This window comes from Staphylococcus pasteuri, from assembly GCF_030547725.1.
GTDB classification, from domain to species: Bacteria; Bacillota; Bacilli; order Staphylococcales; family Staphylococcaceae; genus Staphylococcus; species Staphylococcus pasteuri.
The window spans coordinates 35,727-57,689 of record NZ_JAUOQO010000009.1 but is presented as its reverse complement, the minus strand read 5'-3'; the positions used below and the strand labels follow the sequence as shown (position 1 = coordinate 57,689).

25 protein-coding genes and 2 riboswitches are annotated in these 21,963 nt (G+C 30.2%); of the genes, 9 read left to right on the top strand and 16 right to left on the bottom strand.

Features of this window, described 5'->3' with window-relative positions; all coding sequences use genetic code 11:
* Nucleotides 1–105: 105 nt before the first annotated feature.
* Together mnmL and mnmM are read left to right on the top strand one after the other, a co-directional pair.
* Nucleotides 106–1,059: a tRNA modification radical SAM protein MnmL/YtqA gene (gene mnmL, locus Q4528_RS10580; protein WP_017638282.1), complete on the top strand. Its 954-nt coding sequence runs from the start codon at nt 106–108 to the stop codon at nt 1,057–1,059.
* The gene (gene mnmM / locus Q4528_RS10575) at nt 1,056–1,625 is read left to right on the top strand and encodes a tRNA 5-(aminomethyl)-2-thiouridylate-methyltransferase MnmM (RefSeq protein ID WP_017638283.1); all 570 of its coding nucleotides are present in this window, start codon (nt 1,056–1,058) and stop codon (nt 1,623–1,625) included. Before mnmL ends, mnmM begins: the two co-directional genes overlap by 4 nt.
* Nucleotides 1,626–1,676: 51 nt before the next feature.
* On the opposite strand, the gene Q4528_RS10570 is transcribed toward mnmM, so the two are convergent.
* The gene (locus Q4528_RS10570) at nt 1,677–2,078 is read right to left on the bottom strand and encodes a transcriptional regulator, SarA/Rot family (RefSeq protein ID WP_303521498.1); all 402 of its coding nucleotides are present in this window, start codon (nt 2,076–2,078) and stop codon (nt 1,677–1,679) included.
* Between the two features lie 362 nt (nt 2,079–2,440).
* Complete coding sequence (locus Q4528_RS10565) at nt 2,441–3,268, bottom strand: alpha/beta fold hydrolase (protein ID WP_017638285.1); 828 nt, start codon at nt 3,266–3,268, stop codon at nt 2,441–2,443.
* Nucleotides 3,269–3,500: 232 nt separating this feature from the next.
* On the opposite strand from Q4528_RS10565, the gene Q4528_RS10560 reads away from it, so the two are divergent.
* Nucleotides 3,501–4,502, top strand: a complete 1,002-nt coding sequence (locus Q4528_RS10560) for a proline dehydrogenase family protein (RefSeq protein WP_046466835.1) — start codon at nt 3,501–3,503, stop codon at nt 4,500–4,502.
* Between the two features lie 40 nt (nt 4,503–4,542).
* Here the strand turns inward: Q4528_RS10560 and ribH are convergent, their stop codons facing one another.
* The 7 genes from ribH to Q4528_RS10525 all read right to left on the bottom strand — a co-directional run bounded on the left by ribH (nt 4,543) and on the right by Q4528_RS10525 (nt 11,618).
* Nucleotides 4,543–5,001: a 6,7-dimethyl-8-ribityllumazine synthase gene (ribH, locus tag Q4528_RS10555; RefSeq protein WP_017638287.1), complete on the bottom strand. Its 459-nt coding sequence runs from the start codon at nt 4,999–5,001 to the stop codon at nt 4,543–4,545.
* 12 nt (nt 5,002–5,013) lie between these two features.
* A complete protein-coding gene (locus Q4528_RS10550; protein ID WP_017638288.1) occupies nt 5,014–6,195 on the bottom strand; it encodes a bifunctional 3,4-dihydroxy-2-butanone-4-phosphate synthase/GTP cyclohydrolase II in 1,182 nt (393 codons plus the stop codon).
* A 16-nt stretch (nt 6,196–6,211) separates the two neighbouring features.
* Nucleotides 6,212–6,844: a riboflavin synthase gene (gene ribE, locus Q4528_RS10545; RefSeq protein ID WP_046466836.1), complete on the bottom strand. Its 633-nt coding sequence runs from the start codon at nt 6,842–6,844 to the stop codon at nt 6,212–6,214.
* Between the two features lie 6 nt (nt 6,845–6,850).
* A complete protein-coding gene (ribD, locus tag Q4528_RS10540; protein WP_017638290.1) occupies nt 6,851–7,894 on the bottom strand; it encodes a bifunctional diaminohydroxyphosphoribosylaminopyrimidine deaminase/5-amino-6-(5-phosphoribosylamino)uracil reductase RibD in 1,044 nt (347 codons plus the stop codon).
* Nucleotides 7,895–8,052: 158 nt separating this feature from the next.
* Nucleotides 8,053–8,182, bottom strand: a riboswitch (FMN riboswitch).
* Nucleotides 8,183–8,380: 198 nt separating this feature from the next.
* A complete protein-coding gene (locus Q4528_RS10535; protein WP_017638291.1) occupies nt 8,381–9,880 on the bottom strand; it encodes an FAD/NAD(P)-binding protein in 1,500 nt (499 codons plus the stop codon).
* 371 nt (nt 9,881–10,251) lie between these two features.
* Complete coding sequence (sagB, locus tag Q4528_RS10530) at nt 10,252–11,112, bottom strand: peptidoglycan release complex glucosaminidase SagB (RefSeq protein WP_046466837.1); 861 nt, start codon at nt 11,110–11,112, stop codon at nt 10,252–10,254.
* A gap of 281 nt (nt 11,113–11,393) precedes the next feature.
* Entirely contained in the window at nt 11,394–11,618 is a 225-nt protein-coding gene (locus Q4528_RS10525; RefSeq protein ID WP_029055630.1) for a hypothetical protein, read from the bottom strand.
* A 196-nt stretch (nt 11,619–11,814) separates the two neighbouring features.
* On the opposite strand from Q4528_RS10525, the gene Q4528_RS10520 reads away from it, so the two are divergent.
* Nucleotides 11,815–12,303 carry a sigma-70 family RNA polymerase sigma factor gene (locus tag Q4528_RS10520; RefSeq protein WP_046466838.1) on the top strand — a complete coding sequence of 163 codons (489 nt, stop codon included), beginning with the start codon at nt 11,815–11,817 and terminating at the stop codon, nt 12,301–12,303.
* A gap of 4 nt (nt 12,304–12,307) precedes the next feature.
* Entirely contained in the window at nt 12,308–12,754 is a 447-nt protein-coding gene (locus Q4528_RS10515) for a competence protein ComK (protein ID WP_017638163.1), read from the top strand.
* Here Q4528_RS10515 and Q4528_RS10510 read toward each other — a convergent pair.
* Nucleotides 12,729–13,184, bottom strand: a complete 456-nt coding sequence (locus tag Q4528_RS10510) for a hypothetical protein (protein ID WP_017638162.1) — start codon at nt 13,182–13,184, stop codon at nt 12,729–12,731. The two genes, Q4528_RS10515 and Q4528_RS10510, sit on opposite strands and share 26 nt — an antisense overlap.
* A 189-nt stretch (nt 13,185–13,373) precedes the next feature.
* Complete coding sequence (locus Q4528_RS10505) at nt 13,374–14,087, bottom strand: transaldolase (protein WP_017638161.1); 714 nt, start codon at nt 14,085–14,087, stop codon at nt 13,374–13,376.
* A 265-nt stretch (nt 14,088–14,352) separates the two neighbouring features.
* Here Q4528_RS10505 and Q4528_RS10500 point away from each other — a divergent pair, with 265 nt between their 5' ends.
* From Q4528_RS10500 to Q4528_RS10490, 3 genes are all read left to right on the top strand, one after another.
* Nucleotides 14,353–14,658 carry a hypothetical protein gene (locus Q4528_RS10500; RefSeq protein ID WP_017638160.1) on the top strand — a complete coding sequence of 102 codons (306 nt, stop codon included), beginning with the start codon at nt 14,353–14,355 and terminating at the stop codon, nt 14,656–14,658.
* Between the two features lie 95 nt (nt 14,659–14,753).
* Complete coding sequence (crcB, locus tag Q4528_RS10495) at nt 14,754–15,116, top strand: fluoride efflux transporter CrcB (protein WP_017637312.1); 363 nt, start codon at nt 14,754–14,756, stop codon at nt 15,114–15,116.
* Entirely contained in the window at nt 15,113–15,469 is a 357-nt protein-coding gene (locus Q4528_RS10490; protein ID WP_017637313.1) for a fluoride efflux transporter FluC, read from the top strand. Before crcB ends, Q4528_RS10490 begins: the two co-directional genes overlap by 4 nt.
* Before the next feature lie 63 nt (nt 15,470–15,532).
* On the opposite strand, the gene Q4528_RS10485 is transcribed toward Q4528_RS10490, so the two are convergent.
* The 3 genes from Q4528_RS10485 to metK all read right to left on the bottom strand — a co-directional run bounded on the left by Q4528_RS10485 (nt 15,533) and on the right by metK (nt 18,718).
* Entirely contained in the window at nt 15,533–16,369 is an 837-nt protein-coding gene (locus Q4528_RS10485; RefSeq protein WP_017637314.1) for an aldo/keto reductase, read from the bottom strand.
* 119 nt (nt 16,370–16,488) lie between these two features.
* Nucleotides 16,489–17,397 (bottom strand): nuclease-related domain-containing protein, encoded by a 909-nt coding sequence (locus tag Q4528_RS10480; protein ID WP_046466841.1) that lies wholly within the window; start codon nt 17,395–17,397, stop codon nt 16,489–16,491.
* Nucleotides 17,398–17,518: 121 nt separating this feature from the next.
* Entirely contained in the window at nt 17,519–18,718 is a 1,200-nt protein-coding gene (gene metK / locus Q4528_RS10475; RefSeq protein WP_046466842.1) for a methionine adenosyltransferase, read from the bottom strand.
* 113 nt (nt 18,719–18,831) lie between these two features.
* A riboswitch (SAM riboswitch) is annotated at nt 18,832–18,947 on the bottom strand.
* Between the two features lie 153 nt (nt 18,948–19,100).
* On the opposite strand from metK, the gene pckA reads away from it, so the two are divergent.
* On the top strand, nt 19,101–20,693 hold the full coding sequence (gene pckA / locus Q4528_RS10470; RefSeq protein ID WP_017637317.1) for a phosphoenolpyruvate carboxykinase (ATP): 1,593 nt from the start codon (nt 19,101–19,103) through the stop codon (nt 20,691–20,693).
* 23 nt (nt 20,694–20,716) lie between these two features.
* Here pckA and Q4528_RS10465 read toward each other — a convergent pair whose 3' ends face one another.
* Complete coding sequence (locus Q4528_RS10465; protein ID WP_017637318.1) at nt 20,717–21,508, bottom strand: alpha/beta hydrolase family protein; 792 nt, start codon at nt 21,506–21,508, stop codon at nt 20,717–20,719.
* Entirely contained in the window at nt 21,495–21,962 is a 468-nt protein-coding gene (gene ytkD, locus Q4528_RS10460) for an RNA deprotection pyrophosphohydrolase (RefSeq protein ID WP_017637319.1), read from the bottom strand. Before ytkD ends, Q4528_RS10465 begins: the two co-directional genes overlap by 14 nt.
* Nucleotide 21,963 lies beyond the last annotated feature (1 nt).

Here is a 21,963-nt window from a genome sequence, read left to right as displayed (position 1 = left end):
TTATTGAGTCCCCTCTTTATATTTTTCTCAATCTATAATAGACACTATAACATTAAAGTATGTTAAAATCTTTACTTAGATACAAAATAGAAAGGAAAATGTCTTATGGGTAATTACTTCCCGTATGCTTTTGAAGATAAAAGATATCATACTTGGAACTATCATTTGAAAAATAAATTTGGTCGCAAAATTTTCAAAGTAGCTTTAGACGGTGGATTTGACTGTCCCAATAGAGATGGCACTGTAGCACATGGTGGTTGCACATTCTGTTCTGCTGCAGGTAGTGGCGACTTTGCAGGAAATCGTGCTGACCCAATTGAAGTTCAATTCCAACAAATTAAAGAACGTATGCATGAAAAATGGAGCGAAGGTCAATATATCGCCTATTTCCAAGCATTTACAAATACACATGCACCTGTAGAAGTATTAAAAGAAAAGTATGAGCCAGTATTAAAAGAAGAAGGTGTTGTTGGTTTATCAATTGCAACACGTCCAGATTGTTTACCAGATGATGTTGTAGAATATTTAGCTGAATTAAACGAGAGAACTTATTTATGGGTAGAGCTTGGATTACAAACTGTTCATCAATCCACTTCTGATTTAATAAATCGTGCACATGATATGCAAACGTATTATGAAGGTGTAGCTAAGCTACGTAAACACAATATCAATGTTTGTACGCATATCATTAATGGTTTACCAGGGGAAGATTATGAAATGATGATGGAAACTGCTCGAGAAGTTGCACAAATGGATGTTCAAGGTATCAAAATTCATTTACTCCACCTATTAAAAGGTACTCCAATGGTGAAACAATATGAAAAAGGTATGTTAGAGTTTATGTCACAAGATGATTATACTAATCTCGTATGTGATCAACTTGAAATTTTACCTCCAGAAATGATTATTCATCGAATTACCGGTGATGGCCCTATTGATTTAATGGTAGGTCCAATGTGGAGTGTTAATAAATGGGAAGTTTTAAATGAAATTGATAATGAACTAGCACGTCGTGATTCTTATCAAGGTAAAAAATTTGTGCAAAAGGTGAATTCATGAAATTAGAACGTATATTACCTTTTTCTAAAAGTTTAATTCAAAGCCATATCACTGAATCAAGTGTTGTTATAGATGCTACTTGTGGCAACGGTAATGATACCTTATTTCTTGCACAAAATGTACCTAACGGCTTTGTTTATGGTTTTGATATTCAACAATTAGCAATCACAAATACAGAGCAGAAAGTAGCTACATTTTCTAATGTAAAATTAATTAAAGATAGTCATAACAATGTAAAACAATATATTAAGGCTGAACATATTGGTAAAATTGATGCAGCTATATTTAATCTTGGCTATTTACCTAAAGGTGACAAATCGATAGTCACTACACCTAATACAACTATTAGTGCTATTAATAATATATTTGATATTTTAAGTGACGAAGGTATTATTATTTTAGTGATATATCATGGACATGATGAAGGTAAGATTGAACGTGATGCCTTAATGGATTATTTAGTACAAATAGATCAAAATCAAGCACACGTTTTACAATATCAGTTCATTAATCAAAGAAACAATGCGCCTTTTATATGTGCATTAGAAAAACGTGCTAACGTTTAATATAGTAAAAGGGTCCGAAGTAACTTCGGACCCTTTTTTACTATTCAGATGTTAAACTGATAAAATTGAATTTAAACTTGTCTGCATATGTTCTGATTTGCCTGTAATCGTCTTAGCAATAAAATCTAGCAATCCATCTTTTTGTTTAGCAAGTTTCTCGTTGAAATGAATAATTACTGTACGTTCATCATCTTGTGGACGTTCTTTATAAATCCATTCTGAATTCACTAAATTGTTATAAGTTCTTGTTCGTTTATAAGGCTTAATTTCAACAAACTCATACATTTCTTTTAACGTCATTGAACCTTTTTCCCATAGGTTTAATAAAATTAAAATTTCTTCTTTTGACATGTCATATTCTCGTTGAATTGTTTCAAAAATAGAGCTAACATCTGATAATAGTTTGTCTAATTGCAAAATACCGTAAACTCTTTCATTTTCCCTTTGATTCATAGTAAACTCTCCCAAATTACAAGTATAAATTAATATTTCCTAAAGTAACCGATCCCCGAAATGACGCTATCGGTTAATCAAAAAATATGCTTTATAACTTGTACAAATTTAACTGAATGCTTAATAAATGAAATGATTAACTGAGACATATGCATATGTTATAAATAAAAATATAATTTTGTAAAATTAGAAACACTTTAATACACATAGCCTCTTTACATATTAAAATTATATTTTTTATCCAAACAAAATATATCAATACTACAATAAAATTGCAACTACAAATTAAAAAACATTTTACGTATTTTTGCCTATCAACCTTATAAAAAAGTGAATTAATATCCTACTATTTAAGTAGGTGTTTATATATCTTCTATCTCTTCTTCCTCAACGATGAAGCCCATTGTGTTAACACTATTATTTAAAAATGTAAGTACATAACGCATGACTTGATCACGTTCTGGTTCATTATGTATTTCATGATACAGACCATTCCATACTTTATAATATAATTCATTAGTAGCAAGCTTATCTTTTAGTTCTTTTGTGGCAGAAATATCAGAAATAATATCTTCTGTACCAAACATAATTAATGTCGGTAGTGATTTAATATCTTTAATGTGTTCCATTGTTTCTTTCATTGTTTCACTGACTAAGTTATACCAATGATATGTCACTTTTTTTAACATTAAAGCATCATTTTCAGTTTCTTCAATGACCTCATCATTACGAGTTAAATCTTGTGCTGTGATACCAATTTTAAAACGAGTATCTTTAGATGCTTTACCAACATTAGAAAGCAATTTATTCTTTCTACCTTTGCCTGATTGATTAAATTCTAATAGTGGTGAAATTAACATTAGTCCTTCAATAGGTAATTCAACACGTTCAAGTAAATTTAATAAGATTAACCCACCTAAACCAACTCCAAGGACAAATGTTGGAATTTTATATTCATTGGCTATCTTAATCCACTCTAGAACATTTTCATGATATTCATTAAAATCTTCAATTTGACCTTTATTTGCTCGAGATGTCTGTCCTTGTCCAGGTAAATCACCCATAATAACATGATAACCATTTCTTCTTAACATCGTAATGACATAAGCATATCGACCTGTATGTTCTAATATATTATGAGCAATGACAACAACGCCTTTCGCGTCATTTTCAGTTTCCCACTTCCACATTCTATAATTGCTCCTTTATCAATAGTCTTTAGTATCATAATTATAGCAAAACATAACAATTGAATGCCATTTTAAATAATCAACTTATTTATTTGGTATCAAACCATTTACTTTTGATGTAATTTTGCAATAAATTTTATTAATTTCTTTATGTAAACGCTTTCTTGAATAAATGTTTCATGATACACTATTTTTAAACAATGATTGTTATTGGGTTATGGAGGTATGTACGATGGGAGTTTTTAAAAATATATTTATAGCTTTGTCTAATAACAAATATTTAAATGACGCAGCTAAGCAAGTCGGTCCTAGAATGGGTGCTAATAAAGTTGTTGCTGGGAACACAATTCCACAATTGATAGAAACAATTGAATATTTAAATGAAAATAAAATTTCAGTTACTGTGGATAATTTAGGGGAATTTGTTACGACTCAGAAAGAAAGTCAAAAAGCTAAAGAAGAAATCCTTGAAATAATGGAAGCTATCAATCAATATAATGTTGATGCACATATGTCTGTTAAATTAAGTTTGCTAGGAAGTAATTTCGATTTAGATCTTGCATACCAAAATTTAAGAGAAATTTTACTAAAAGCTAACGAATATGACAATATGCATATTAATATTGATACTGAAAAATATGATAGTCTTCAACAAATTGTAGAAGTATTAGATAAATTAAAAGGTGAGTTTAAAAATGTAGGAACAGTTATTCAAGGTTATTTATACGATGCCGAAAAACTGATAGATAAATACCCTAATTTACGATTAAGATTAGTTAAAGGTGCATATAAAGAAGATGAAACAATAGCGTACCAAACTAAAGAAGACATCGATGCTAATTATATTAAAATTATCGAAAAACGTCTTTTAAACGCAAAAAATTTTACATCAGTTGCTACTCATGATCATGAAATCATTAGCCATGTAAAACAATTTATGAAAGAAAATCATATTGAAAAAGATCAAATGGAATTCCAAATGTTATACGGTTTCCGTTCTGACCTAGCCCAATCAATTGCAAATGAAGGTTATCATTTCACTGTTTATGTTCCTTATGGTGATGATTGGTTTGCTTACTTTATGAGAAGATTAGCTGAAAGACCTCAAAACTTATCATTAGCTGTAAAAGAATTCGCAACGCCAGAAACGCTTAAAAAAGCAGGATTATTTTCAGCAATTGTACTAGGATCTGCTTCTATTTTAGGCTTAATTTCAAAGTATATTCGTAAATAAGAAAACAAAAACTCGGTTGAAAACAACCGAGTTTTTATAATTAAAATTGTTTTATTAAATTAGCCATTTCGATTGCGCTTACTGCTGCTTCTGCACCTTTATTACCTGCTTTAGTTCCAGCACGTTCAACAGCTTGTTCAATACTTTCAGTTGTTAATATACCAAAAATGACTGGTACATCTGTTGCTTCATTTGCTTTGGAAACGCCTTTCGCTACTTCATTACAAACATAGTCATAGTGTGATGTTGCACCTCTAATTACACATCCTAATGTAACAACCGCATCATAATCACCTTTTTGAGCTAGTTTTCTTGCCACCATAGGGATTTCAAATGCACCTGGTACATAGGCAACATCAATATTACTTTCATCAACATCATGTCTAATAAATGTATCTTTTGCACCTTCTAATAATCTACCAGTGATAAAATCATTAAATCTACTAACTACGATAGCTACTTTTAAATCTTTACCTATTAATTTACCTTCAAAATTCATTTTAATATCCTCCTAAATTAAATGTCCCATTTTTTCTTTTTTAGTTGTCATATAATCATGATTATATTTAGTTTCTGGTACTATAAGTTCTATACGTTTTTGAATATTAATACCGTATTCTGTTAAGCCTTCAAATTTCTTAGGATTATTACTTAACAAATTTACTTTTTCAACGTTAAAGTATTTAAGAATTTGTGCAGCAATATTATAATCTCGTAAATCATCATCAAATCCTAAAGCTAAGTTAGCCGTTACAGTATCATAGCCTTTTTCTATTAATTCATATGCTCGTAATTTGTTCATTAGGCCTATACCTCGACCTTCTTGAGGTAAATAAATAATCATTCCACCATGTTGTTCAATATATTCCATTGAAGCTTCAAGCTGTGCACCACAGTCACATCTTTGACTATGGAAAATATCTCCAGTAAGACACGCTGAATGGATACGAACATTTTCATGAGGACGAACTTCTCCTTTAGTCACTACAACAATTTCTTCATCACTAAAGTCAGTCGTAAAACCATACATATCAAAAGTACCAAAGTCTGTCGGCATTTTAACTTTTGCATTTAAATTCACATGTGATTCATTAATACGTCGATACTCTATTAAACTTTCTATAGTTATCATTACCAAACCATGTTTTTCTTTAAAAGCTTGAAGATCTTCGCCTTTTGCCATTGTTCCATCTTCATTCATAATTTCACAAATAACACCAGCAGGTTTAGCACCTGTCATTTTTGCTAGATCTACTGCCGCTTCTGTATGGCCATTTCTTTCAAGTACGCCATTGTCTTTAGCAATTAATGGGAACAAATGGCCAGGTCGGTTAAAGTCTTCAGCTTTAGATTCATCATTAATTAAAGCTCTCGCAGTTAATGTTCTTTCATGAGCACTAATACCTGTTGTTGTATCAATATGATCAACACTTACAGTAAAATTAGTCCCGAATACATCTGAATTGTTTGTTTCCATTGGATTTAAAGATAACTTATCACTGATACTTGAACCAATTGGTGAACAAATTAAACCTCTTGCTTCTTTAGCCATAAAATTAATAGTTTCATCTTTCATCCATTCAGTAATTGCAATAAGGTCTCCTTCATTTTCCCTATCTTCGTCATCGACTACAATTATACTGTCTCCTTTTTTTAAAGCATCTAATGCATGTTCAATTTTGTCGAATTCCATATATTATTTCCTCCCCCTAAAAACCAAATGCTTTTAGTTTTTCTTCAGTCAAATTAGATTTATTTTGCTTAAATATATTTTCTACATATTTAAAGAGCACATCTGATTCTAGATGAACTTTATCTCCTACCTTTTTATTCGATAAAATAGTAGATCGTCTTGTTTCAGGAATCAAATGAATATCAAAAGCATCTGAATGGAGATCAAAAATAGTTAAACTTGTTCCATCGACAGTTATAGATCCTTGCTTAACCATTTGATTAAGTAATGACTTGGATGCTTGAATTTTAATAATCATAGAATTAGCAGATTCATTAATTTTTATTATTGTGCCTAAGTCATCAACATGACCTAAAACAAAATGGCCACCAAAACGTCCATTTCCACTCATAGCACGTTCTAAGTTTACTTCGGTATGACGCTGTACGTCAGCAAGATAGGTTTTATTTTCTGTACCTTTAATCACTTGTACAGAAAACGATTGTTCATCAAAATCTATAACAGTCAAACATGCACCGTTTACACTAATTGAATCGCCAACATGCATATCTTCTAATATTTTATCTGCAGCAATAACTAAAGTTCTAACTGATTGCTGAGTAAGAACTTGTTGAACAGTACCAACTTCTTCAATGATGCCTGTAAACACCTGCAATCACTTCTTTCGCAAGATTAATTTAATATTTTGATTAATTAACGTGGAATTAACAATTTCAAATTGTGTAGTGTCTGGTAGTGCTATCGTTTTATCAGTTTTGAAAAATTGATATTTACCAGAACCACCTATTATTTTCGGGGCAAAATAAAGTACTAGGTGATCTAGATGATCAGATTGGAGAAATTCTGAAGTAATTTCGGGACCTGCTTCGACTAACAATTTCCCGATACCTTTTTGATATAAGTCTTTCAAAATTGACTCAATATCACATTGATTCATATATATTATAGTTATATTATTTTTTTCTGTTGTTAACGTTTTATTCTCTGTGTAAATCCAAATTGGAGATGAGTCATCATTGAAAAGTTGTTGTTGAAAATCCAACTTACCACTTTTACTTAAAATGACACGAACAGGATGTTTACCATCTTCAATCCGAGTAGTATATAAAGGATCGTCTGCTTCAATCGTTTTTCTTCCTGTTAATACTGCATCGTGGTTATGACGTAATTGATAGACATCCTTTTTAACATCTTTGTTAGTAATCCATTTACTTTCACCATTATCTGTAGCCTGTTTCCCATCTAAGCTTGCTGAGACTTTAACTGTTAATTCTGGTATCTCATTACGTTTAGCAGTAAAGAAATCTTGATATAGTTGTGCGGCTACAGCGTTATATTGAAATTCAACTTCAATACCTGCATTTTGTAATATGTCATCACCTTGTGATATTAATGTTGTATCTTTAACAGCATAAATCACTTTTTGAATTCCTGCTTCTATAATTTTATTTACACAAGGAGGAGTAGAGCCATGATGTGTACATGGTTCTAATGATACATATATTGTTGCACCTTTTGCTTCTGATTTCGCCATGTCTAAGGCTTGAACTTCAGCGTGTTTATCGCCTTTACGCAAATGTGCACCAATACCTACAATTCTGCCATTTTTGACTACTACAGAACCTACAGGTGGATTTACACCAGTTTGACCATCAACCATTTGTGCAAGTTGGATGGCATAATTCATAAAATTACTCAATATATCACCTCTAAAATTAAAAAACCTTATACCATTGAAAATTATTGTTTCAAGGCATAAGGCAATTTATATATCTTTATAAAAGCATATTTATACTTAACATAAACATACTTCATTAAACACATACTTATACAAATATATGTTAGTGTCGATAATCGTCATTCTTTCTCCCATCCAGACTTTAACTGTCGGCTCTAGATTCTCACTAGATCAGCCACTAACAAATGTTAGCAGGTCGCAGGCTTTATCACTGCCGGTTGGGAATTACACCCTGCCCCGAAAGAATTGAATATGAAATTGTTAAAGGTTAATTGAGTATCGTAATCTCAATGACTACAATTCAAATTCTACTACACCTATTTCAAAAAAACAATTACTATACATTGTACTTAATTAAAGAGATAGATTTAATTTTAATTATCAAATTTTATTTTTAACTATAATCAAATACCAGATAAGTATTTAATTTTATTAGATATTTAAGGATTAATGATTCTCTTTATCAAGGTTATCCAAATCTTGTTGTGTTTCATATAATCTATCAACAGCGTTGGCTACTTGATTCACAATCATTTTGACACCGTTTCTAAGTTTATTAACCCCATTAGTCATTTGACCTATAGCAATAACATTCGTTAGTGTACCAAATCTAGGGCTAATCACTTGGTTTGTCTCTGGTATGATTTGAATACCGCCCATTGGATGTGCCTGAACAATTTGTCTATTTTCAAGATTTAGTATTAATTGATCATCTTCATCCAGTTCATTTAAATGAGTTTTAGAACCAGTAGCGTTAATAACCACATCAAAATCTTCAATATCTTTTTCCTCTTCATATTGTAAATGGAATAATCCATCGTCGTGATAAATGTTTCTTAAATTTTTACGAATAATTAATGCTTCGTTTTCTAATAAATCTATAAGTAAACGGGCAGTTCTAGGAGGCATAGGATTGGAATTAAGTTGAATTATTTTTGTATAACGACGATTAAATTCTTGTTGATCTTCAATACTTAAACTATTCCAAATCCAATTTAAATTCTCTTTTAACAGTTCAACGATACTTTGAAATATGCCAATTTCCTTTTCATGTTCCAAATCAAATTGTAAATCTTTAATGTGGTCTCCAGTTCTTCTATTAACTAGTTTTTCAAAATTAATGCCATAATCTTTGCATTCTTTTAAAAATAAATCAACTGCTGTATCTAAAGGCACATTGCCATAATTTTGAGCTTGTATATCATTGAATCGTTGTTTAGTTAAATGAGTAAATTCTATATCAACCATTTTACCTCTTACACTAGGTAAATTTGCTGAACGACTTGTCATTAGTATAGGCAATTTAGGATGGTGAGCAGAAACATATCTGATGACATCTAAACTTGCCAGTCCAGTTCCTATAATTGCAATACTATCATTTTCACTAACATCATCGAGAGAATGATATGTAGGATAAGGTGTCGGTTTAAACCCATCTATCCCTTTTAGTCGATATGGATCATGATATGCAAAAGTACCAAAAGTTAAGAATAAATAATCATATTCTCTCCATTCTTTCATATCATCTGACGTACAAACATAATATTTTAGATTCGTTTCATCAACTTTAGAACTTGTAAAAACTTCATGAACTTTATTGTTAATGATTGTAATATTTTCATATTGATTATTAAATTGAGACAAGTATGATTTCATATAATGTCCAAATACAAATCTCGGTAGATATGTAGGATTATCGAATACAAATTCATTTTGATCTTGATACCATTTCCAAAATTCTTCTTCATCGTCTAAATTCAAGCTCATCTTTTTAGAAGGTAAATTGATTAATAATTCACTACTATCATTTTGGAATGGAACTCCTTGTCCCATATTTATACGGTCATCATAGACATCTACTTTTAATTTTTCAAAATGTTCATGTTTTACAAGTTGTCGTAAAACACTAACACCTGCAGTGCCCATACCAATTATAGCTACACGCATTATGACATCATCCTTTTTTCATTTCTATATCTCTAATTTGATTACAACAACATATATATTTCATAGATTTTATAACTGTTGTTATTGATTTCACATTATTTCTTATATATCCTAATCAGGCAAAGTTTAATCTTTTATCATCTGTGATAAAATTTCTTTATGAGGTGATTGATATGAAATTAGTTGCAAAAATCATAGTTCTGACAGTTATTATATTTGCTTGGGTAACAAGAAACAACAAAGCCAAATAATCAGCACATAAAAAACACCTGCGCCAATTTAATGCCGCAGGTTAAATTACATATCCTTTTTTATTTAAAATTCAAACTTGATTTTATTCTTATTAGAAAATTAAACATTCAAATAGATTATTATTTATTATCTTTTAAATGACTTTTATCATCTTTATACACATAAAGTTTGAAGTATTTACCTTCTGTTTTCATGTCTTTATAAAAATCAGCAATGATACTGGCATTACTTTCAGCCCATTTAATATCTGTAGCATATTGATGTTCACCTGGATTTTTAGGATTCCATCTCATGCTATATAATGTGTCTTGATCTTCGTGTTTTAAGAAATGATTATGAATGAAATCTGCACCACCATAAATTGCTTTTTGCGGTGTATCCCAACCATGTTTCTTCGCATATTCTGCACCTGTTTTTACAGGGTCACTATCTAATGCGCCAACACCATAGAAGTTATAGTATTTCTTACCATCAATTTCTACACCTTTAGACAATTCACTTTTAGCAGAACCTGTTTCTAATAAAGCATGTGAAATTAAGTAAACTTCATTTACATGTTTTTCTTTAGCTGCTTTTGTAAAATCATCAGTGTGTTTTAATAAAGTTGGTCTATCAATTAACATTCTTTTAATTCTTTTTTCATCAATACCTTGATATTTAGATAAATCTAAAAATTGATACTTTTGTTTGTCATTGCCAATAAATTGACTACTATCCATAGCTGTTTTAATTTCAGTTGATGATGCATCTCTCCAAGCATCATTATTTTTATTAGATACTTGTTGACTCGTATAGTTGTCTATTTGTTTCTTCGCAGCTTTATCTAATGTTACATCTAACTTCTCAACTTTTTGTTGTTCTTTAACATGTTTAAAGAATATTTGGTCAGAAACCATTGAGAAAAAGATAATAGCACCTACTGCAAATATGATAAGCAATCCTAAAATTGCAACTATAGATCCCTTTTTGTGCTTCGTCATATTCACACCTCTTAGGTCAATGTTGTTATACTTTTCATTTGTATTACGATAATAAAGTTTAACATTATTAATTATGAATCACAATTTAATATATACTTTGTTACAAATTCATAAATAAAAAGTAATAAAATTGAAACTTTTGAGTATAAAAAAGAGAAATAGACATGATTTTGTATCCATTAAATAGATTGATTAACACTTCAATCAATTGTATTGAATATGTTAACTATTGTCATTTAGCAATATCTATTCAATTAAATTGTCTAAATCTCATCCCATTTTTATTTATTATGATTTTTATAATCCATCATTATGAAACTTGCAGCTTGTGATCTATTCTTATAAAAATATTGATTTAAATCTATTGTACCTTCAATACTTCCTTCTCTATACTTCATTTCATTAGTAAAATTATTAATCATCACAAAGTCTGAACGATCTTTAATTCTATCTAAATCATCATTACGTGCGAAAAAATGTTCTAAATTTAAGTGTGCGTAATCCATTTGTACCTCCTATTAAATTTTGCTCTATATTAATAATACGACATGTTTTTGGTTGTTTTTGAATACATATTTATTTACTATGACTTCTATTTAACACCTATTTTAATAATTTAGCAAATGAAAATTTTCCCAATCTATTTTAAATTCAATGTATCCGGAAATATACACTTTTATGTACATAAAACTGGAGTAAATCTTGGAATTTAATATTATTTATCAAAAGTATAACAAAATCATACATTATTTGTTAACTAGGTATCAAATCACTTATAATTATGACGAGTTTTATCAATTACTATTAATTCAAATGTGGCACTTATCGAATAACTATAATCCCTCAAAATCCAACAAATTTTCCTCTTATCTATTCATCAGATTAAACTACTATCTTATTGATATATTCAGAAAAGAAAGTAACAAAATTAAAACTAGTGATATTGATGATTATATTTCTAGTGAAATAGAACCATCTCAACACATCAATAATGAATCACTACTAATACAAGATATTCATTATTTATTAAACTCAAAAGAAAAGGAATGGCTATTACTAAAATTATCTGGATATAAACAATATGAAATTGCAGAAAGAATGCATATATCTTTGACTACTATTAAAAAAATTAAGAAGTCAGTGCAATCTAAAATCTCAAAACATTTACATTATACTCTTAAAAAGGAATGAAACAATGAATCATTTAACTACAACTAACTTACTATATATACAAACAGAAATAAGCGATAAGCTATCCACTAAATGGCAATATAAGCAATATGACATTTCTCTCCCTATTTCAATCAACAATACGTTAGACTATATGCTAGAATTACATCAAAAAACGTTACCTCTTCAAAAGAAAATCGCCAAACGCTTACTTCATATAAACAAAAAAATTCCTATTTATGTATGTGATCAACTCATTTTATTTCCTCTAAAACATCGTCGTTCTCCCATTCAATATTACATAAACGCTTATCATATTACTGGTATACAAACCAAAAATAATGGCACATTAATTATGTTTTCAAATGCTACTCATCTTTTAGTAGATGAACCTTATCATGCTATATTAAAAAAATGGCAAGAAAGTTTACTTCTTTGCCATTTAATTACACAGTCGTATTCTTCTTATTGAATTTATATTCTAATAATTTTTTAGTAAAAAATGCAGTTACTTTCTTAATTAAGAATATCGCTATTAACATTAATATAATAGCGCCTATAATGATGAGTACAACAGTCACAGTTGATAAGTTAACCTGGGGATGAATGAAATAATTTACCGCTGTTAAACTTGTTATAAGGCCAAATAAAAAGCCACCTAATAAAATGACATATGTAAATACAATTCCAATCAATAATATAAATAAACTAGCTGAACTAATATGTTTTTGGCTATACACATGATCTTTTAAAAACTGATTTGAAAACCTTATTGGTTTATTCAGCGTGTCACTATCATTATGATTAACTTTACTAATTTCATCATTTAATTGAGCTTTCTCTTTGTTATTTAAGAACCATAACTGCTTTTGTACTCTAGCACTAAACGAATTTTTATCCATAGCTAGAATTGCACCTCATATCTATTAGATTATCTTTACATCATAGATGAAATTTCTAATTCAATCAATTCAAATATTCAAATTACATTAATAAAAAGCCAACCTTGTGTACACTATAGACAATCAATTCTAATAGTGCCACTAGCTTGGCTTTTAAATTTAATCCGATAAAGATACTAATTAAAGCAATTATAAAATTGATAATCCTGAACTTTGGATATCTTTAGCAAAACCTTTAACAGTATCAATTGATAGTTCTTCAACGTCTCTACCTAAATTATTGTTAACTTTTTTAACTACATCGGCTGGACAAGTAATGATGTCAGCACCAATTTCGTCTGCTTGAATAACATTAAATAATTCGCGGCAACTTGCCCATAATAATTTAACACCTTTTTTACTATGAGTTATCTCTACTGATTCTTTCATTAATGGTAATGGATCTACACCAGTATCTGCAATACGTCCTGCAAATACTGACACATATGTTGGTACTCCTTCTGTGACAGCTTCAGTAATTTCTTTAACTTGTTCAATTGTATAAACTGCAGTGACATTTAAACGTACTTGTTTTGCAGATAATTCTTTGATTAATGGAATTGTTGAAGTACCGTTAGTAGTAACAATAGGAATCTTAACAAAAACATTGTCACCATATTGTTTAAGAATTTCCGCTTCTTTAGCCATTGTCTCTAAGTCATCTGCGAACACTTCAAATGAAATAGAAGCGTCAGGAATTTCTCGAACAGCCTCTTCCGCAAATGCTTTATAATCTGTTACTCCTGCTTTGGCCATTAAACTAGGATTCGTTGTAAATCCATCAACCTGTTTATTTTTATAAGCAGCTTTCATTTCTTCGATATCTGCTCCATCCGCAAATACTTCTACATTTAGTTTTCTCACTATGTATTCCTCCTTCAATTTCAATACTAAATTTGGATTTCCAATGTATTGAATATCAAATTCATATATGATTTATCTTTGGTTTTTATTTTCGTTAACAAATCATTTATAAATAATTTATATCATGCTTTTGAAATGTAAGCGAATTATTTGCCTATATAAAAGCATTTTTGTATTTTACATTTTATTTTCTATACATTTATACTATTCTCATATCCTAAAAAGTGGTAGTATATTGTAATGATATCCATCGAGGAGGTTACGCATGTCAAAATCTAAACTCTACTTTTATATAACTTTATTATTATTAGCGATAAGCTTTTTCTTTAATACAAATAATCCATTTTTAAATAATGTGTTGGGTTCTTTCGTCAAATTAATTATTGCATGTAGTGTCATTAATGTCATTGTTCTAATCATTTCAATCATTTTTGCGGACAAATCCATTAAACATTCACGAGACAAACAAGGTTGGATTAGAATTGGTAGTAAACTATTACCATTTATCATTCTTATTGTGATTATTATTCATATTGTGTCGTCATTAAATACTTACGGATTCCTTTCTTAAAATTTATTGACGTATACTTTATTTGTTAGACCCATTTCAGATTGAAGTGGTTCTTTTATTTATTTGAGTAAATGTTTATTAAAGGAGTTATTACTTTGCAATATTTATACATTTTTGTAGGTGGTGCGTTTGGTGCTTTATTAAGATATTTATTATCATTTTTTAATCATGGTCACCAATTACCAATAGGTACATTAACAGCAAATATCATCGGTGCTTTTTTAATGGGATTTTTCACAGCACTATCGATTAAATTATTTCAATCACATCCCCTATTTAAAAAAGCTATAACAACAGGTTTCATGGGAGCTTTAACTACATTTTCTACTTTTCAATTTGAATTAGTTCAAATGTACAATCAACAAAACTGGATGTTATTAATTATTTATGCAGTGATTAGTTATATTCTTTGTATTTTATTATGTTTATTAGGTAAGAAATTAGGTGAACGTTTATGATTACTACAATTTTGTTAGTCATGTTAGGTGGAGGTATTGGAGCAATTCTACGTGCTAGTATTTCTAACTATTTCAATCAGTTTCAATCTGTGTTGCCAATAGGTACGCTTATAGTTAATATTGTAGGTTGTATATTCATTGGTACCCTATCTGGTTTATCATTACATATACAATGGATAAACCCTTTTTTAATCACAGGTATATTAGGAGGTTTAACTACATTTTCTACCCTCTCTAATGAACTCGTCGGAATGTTATCACCTAAATTCAAACCTACATTGTTTATTGTATATTCTACTATTCAATTCATAGGATCATTCTTAAGCTGTTATTTAGCTTATCACCTTATTTAAAAAATAGAAGAAGATACTTTTAAAGCCACGTCCTCTTTATGAGAAACGTGGCTTTAATTGAATTTATTGTCCGTTAAATTCTGCAGGATCAGGACCAATTCTTCTATCTTCATTTAATTGGTCAAGACGATTCATTTGATCTTCGTTAAGTTTGAAGTTTAGAATATCTAAATTTTCATCTATACGATGTGGTGTTACTGATTTAGGGATAACTACTACATCATGTTGATAATTCCAACGAATAATCACTTGTGCAGGTGATTGATCAATTTCTTTTGCAATAGCATTAACAGTGTCATCATCTAAAATTTGTGCGTTCATTAATGGTGACCATGATTCCATAACAATATTTTGAACTTCCATATATTGTCTTAATGAACTTTGTGTTAAATATGGATGAAATTCAACTTGATTGATGACAGGCTTTATTGATACTTGTGCTAGTAGTGCTTCAAAATGGTCTACATTAAAATTGCTTACACCGATATTTTTAACACGGTCTTGTTTATATAAATCTTCCATCCCTTGCCATGTATCTATCATTAGTGCTTCGTTAGTACCTGGCCAGTGCATTAAATATAAATCTAGATAATCTAAGCCTAATCTTTTTAAGCTACCTTCATACGCATCCTCTACATTAGTTCTACCAAAATCTTCTAACCATAATTTTGAAGTAATAAATAAGTCTTCTCGTTTTAGACCTGTAGTTTCTAATCCTTCTTTAATACCTTGTCCTACTTTTTCTTCATTACTGTAAACTTTTGCTGTATCAATGCTTCTATAACCATTCTCTATAGCATGTTTAACAGCCTTAGTACAATCATCATTATTTTCGACTCTAAACGTACCTAGTCCTACTCTTGGCATTTCATGACCATTATAAAATTTAATTTTATCCATGGATTTTCACTCCTTACATATAAAAATATTTATACATTATCTATACCCTTATCCGATGATTAAAATTCAATATTATAAAAAAGCTAGTAAAGTGTCATACACCCTACTAGCTAAAATAATTAGTTAAATGATTCAATTTTATCCATAATATCTTGTAAATCATCGACGTTATATTGAATACGTCCATGGAATACAAATTTATTAAAGAATTCGTTAAGTTGTTCAGGTCCAACTAATACTTTTACATTACTATTCTGAGCATAATTTGAAATCGTTACATCATCTTCATTTTTAGGATTAAAGTATAAAATAGAAGTTGGTGTGTATTTAGTATTCAATTTATTTTGTAAATCTCCAGCTAATTGTTGTATTTGCTGAATTTTATCTGAATAGTTAACAAATGATAATGATTTTTGATCATCATTTTGATCTAATACCAATGTTTGTGGCGTAGATTTATCTAAATCTAGCGTATTAAATACTTGTTTCATAGTTGGTAACTCTGAAAATTGTGCGCCACTAATACCATTATAAACATGACCTTTTAATAATTGAGAATCAATGATGTATAAACCAGTTCGTGTTAATACGAGGTGACTAATTCTTTCAATATTATTAAATTCATTAGTTGGCAAGAAAATATTTGCCATTATATGCATATCTTCTGGGCGAATACGCTTTTCATTAACAAGACGTTCACGAATACCAATTAATCTCATGTCTGTAACATATTCACTATGATTTTTAGAGAATAATTTTAATGCATCAATTTCTCTTTCTTTACTACTTACTGTAGCTTCATAATCTTCTTTTTGTTTAGTGACTGTCTTTTTGTTTTCTATACGTTCTTTTTCTAATGTTTCCTCATGAGATGCTTTTAAGTTTTGTTCTTTTTGTTGATATTCTTCTTCAGTTTGTTTCTTTATCTTTTTCTTTTTATTTAACGTGATTAAAAATAAAACAAAAAAGATAATTGCAATCACTACTGCAACGATTAATCCTATTCCAATGGGTGAAGATAAACTCATCACATCAACGCTCCTTTTAAATTATCAATACAATCAATTATAAATCATAACTATGATATTTTCGACATTTCGTTATAATTTAATTAATTATATTTTACCTATCCCAAATATTTTAATTATTTTAGGCTTGGTTTATTGAATCTTTCAAAACGTTGACTTTATCTAATTTTTCCCAAGGTAATAAAACATCAGTACGTCCGAAATGACCAAATGCAGCAGTTTGTTTATAAATAGGTTGTTTCAACTCTAACATTTTAATAATTCCTGCAGGTCTTAAGTCAAAGTTCTCTCTAACTGCTTCTACTAATTCTGTTTCACTGACTTTACCTGTACCAAATGTATCAATTGAGATTGACACAGGTTCAGCTACACCAATAGCGTATGCAAGTTGTACTTCACATTGTTCAGCTAATTCAGCTGCAACAATATTTTTAGCAACGTATCTTGCTGCGTATGCGGCAGAACGGTCTACTTTAGTTGGATCTTTACCACTGAAGCATCCTCCACCATGTCTAGCATATCCACCATAAGTGTCAACGATAATTTTACGACCTGTTAATCCTGCATCACCTTGAGGTCCACCAATTACAAATCTTCCTGTTGGATTGATATAGAATTTTGTTTGATCATCTAGTAAATTTTCTGGAACAGTAGGATAAATGACATGTTCTTTAATGTCATTTTGAATGTCTTCTAATGTTTTATCTTCAGCATGTTGTGTTGAAACAACAATTGTATCAATACGTTTTGGTTTGTCATTTTCATCATATTCAACTGTTACTTGAACTTTACCATCTGGACGTAAATAATCTAGTATTTTATCTTTACGAACATCTGATAAACGTTTAGCTAGCTGGTGTGATAAGAAAATTGGTAAAGGCATATACGTATCTGTTTCGTTAGTTGCATAACCAAACATTAAACCTTGATCTCCTGCACCTGTTGCTTCAATTTCTTCTTCAGTAATATCATCGCGATATTCTAATGCTTTATCTACACCTTGCGCAATATCTGGTGATTGTTCATCAATTGCTGTTAATACAGCCATTGTTTGTGAATCATAACCATATTTTGCACGTGTGTAACCAATTTCTTTAATTGTTTCTCTTACTACTTTAGGGATATCAACATAAGTTGTTGTTGAAATTTCACCAGAAATTAAAGCCATACCTGTAGTTACTGTTGTTTCACATGCTACACGCGCATTAGGGTCATCTTTAAGAATTTCGTCTAAAATGGCATCGGAAACTTGATCGGCTATTTTATCCGGGTGTCCTTCAGTTACTGATTCTGACGTGAATAATCGTTTATTGTTAGTCATGTTTTGCTCCTTTTAAAAATTTATTACGATAATTCTCTTTTATTTGAGCTAAATAAAAGAGCCTTCTGCTAACTAGTATCTAGATAGAGAGAAGGCTCTTATACGTCCATTCGCTCTTATCGTTCAGACAATATAGGTCTGCAAACGGTTTGGCACCTTTCTTTTCTATACAAAAAAGAGGTTGCTGGGTTTCATTGGGTCCATGTCCCTCCACCACTCAGGATAAGAGAATCCGTTAAAATTAATACTACATAATTAGCGAATTAATGTCAATTTTAGAATTAAGTTATTTTAATGAAAATTTACGGTGGATTAATTAACTTAATATGTTATACTATTGAAATGTAAAGGCTTACATTACAACTATCTGGAGGGATTAAGTATGTCGATCGATACATACTCTGAAACTATTAAAATCAAACAATTATTAGAAAAACCATCTACACAGTTTCAATTATCTACAACTCAACTTTACAATAAAATCTTAGATAATAATGAAGGTGAACTTACTGAGTTGGGCGCTATTAATGCAAGTACCGGTAAATACACTGGGCGTTCACCTAAAGATAAGTTTATCGTTACAGAACCTTCATATAGAGATAATGTTGATTGGGGAGACGTTAATCAGCCGATAGATGAAGAAACATTTTTAAAACTTTATAACAAAGTATTAAATTATTTAGGTAAGAAAGATGAACTATACGTATTTAATGGTTACGCTGGAAGTGACAAAGATTCACGCTTAAAACTAACTGTAATTAATGAATTAGCTTGGCATAATCTTTTTGCACATAATATGTTTATACGTCCTGAATCAAAAGAAGAAGCTAAATCAATCAAATCAGACTTTACCATTGTATCAGCACCTCATTTTAAAGCTGACCCAGAAGTAGATGGTACAAAAACAGAAACTTTTGTTATCGTTTCATTCAAACATAAAGTCATTTTAATTGGTGGTACTGAATATGCTGGCGAAATGAAAAAAGGTATATTCTCAGTTATGAACTATTTATTACCAATGCAAGATATTATGAGTATGCATTGCTCAGCAAATGTTGGTAATAAAGGTGACGTAGCATTATTCTTTGGTTTATCAGGTACTGGTAAAACAACATTATCAGCTGATCCTGATAGAAAATTAATTGGAGATGACGAACACGGCTGGAATAAAAATGGTGTGTTCAATATCGAAGGAGGTTGCTACGCTAAAGCAATCAACCTTTCAAAAGAAAAAGAACCACAAATTTTCGATGCAATTAAATATGGTACCATTTTAGAAAATACTGTTGTCAAAAATGATGGCACGGTTGATTTTGATGATAATAAATTCACTGAAAACACAAGAGCGGCATACCCAATTCACCATATAGATAATATTGTATTACCTTCCAAAGCAGCTCATCCTAATACAATTATCTTTTTAACAGCGGATGCTTTTGGTGTCATTCCTCCAATTTCAAAATTAACTAAAGACCAAGCAATGTATCACTTCTTAAGTGGATTCACATCTAAATTAGCTGGTACAGAACGTGGCGTTACTGAACCAGAACCATCATTCTCTACTTGCTTTGGTGCACCATTCTTACCATTACATCCTACAGTTTATGCTGATTTATTAGGTGAATTAATTGATAAGCATGAAGTTGACGTTTACCTTGTTAACACAGGATGGACAGGGGGTAAATATGGCGTTGGTAGAAGAATAAGTTTACATTATACACGTCAAATGGTTAACCAGGCTATTTCAGGTAAATTAAAAAATGCAGAATATACTAAAGATGCTTCATTTGGATTAAATATTCCAGTGGAAGTAGAAGATGTTCCTAAAACTATCTTAAATCCAATTAATGCATGGAGTGACCCTGAAAAATATAAAGCACAAGCTAATGACTTAATTCAACGTTTTGAAGAAAACTTCAAAAAATTCGGCTCTGAAGTAGAACATATTTCAGATAAAGGTGCATTTAATAAATAATGGTAAAAAGCGCGACAGAAAATTCATTCTGTTGCGCTTTCGTTATCTTTATCATTTTCAATTTGATTCATCCATTGATGAATATATTCAAGTGTTTCTTTCAAAGCAAATGGGCGTGGTACATGTCCTTCTTTCATTTGATAAAAAGTATCAAAGTTTGCTCCAATCTCATTTAAGCGTCGTTCTAAATAATAAGCTTGATGTATACCAACTTGCTTATCATTTCCACCATGAACAATAAGTATTGGCGGACTTTGTGGCGTAATATTATGTATTGCCTCTCTATCAGTATAATTTTGAGCATCTTTAATAGGATGTCCAACCATTCGTCTTAACATCCCTCTTAAATCAACACGTTCCTCATACATTAAATAAATATCAGATACCCCACCCCATATAATATAACTATTTACAGGTAAGTCTTGAAAAGTTAATAATCCTTGTAAACCACCACGTGAAAAACCAATCATATGAATAAAGGCTTGTGGATGCTTTGAATACAGTAAACGAATGAGCTCAGTGACATCATTTAAATCTCCACGATAAAATTCATCTTTGCCTTCACTACCATTGTTACCTCTATAATATGGACCTACAACTAGAGTTTCATCATTAGCAAACTGCATTAGCCTTGCAGCTCTGACACGCCCTACTTGTCCTTTACCACCTCGCAAATAGATAACAATGCGTTTTACTTTTTTATAAGGTGTCATCATTAAAGCTTTGACATTAAGATGATCAACTTGATAGGTTATTTCATCAAAATGATGTGTCCTCATCTCTATTGGCATTTTTTTAACTTTAATAAAATCCAAGTGTCTTCACCCTTTCATAACAATGCAAGATAGCATCATCTTTAAGTAAAAAGCTTTTTTTATTATCGGGAATTGATTCAACTGATTGAAATAAACATGGACCATCTGTTTCTAGATAGTCAGATTGTTCTTTTAGCGTATCAACTTGTATAAAATATACATCTTTCACAAAATCTATATTACTATTTGTTTCAACTTTATATTGTGCTATATATTTAATATCGATAGCATGAGCACCAGTTTCTTCATACAATTCTCTCCGTATAGCATCAATACTAGTTTCATTGAGTTCTCTTTTGCCACCAGGAAATTCAATACCTCTAATTTTATGACAAGTAAACAATAATTGATGTTGATATACTGGAATAGCAAGTACATGATTACCCGTAGGAACATCTTTATTTGTTTTATATGTTAGGTGTACCTCTCTTTGGTCTTTATCTAAAAACTTCATG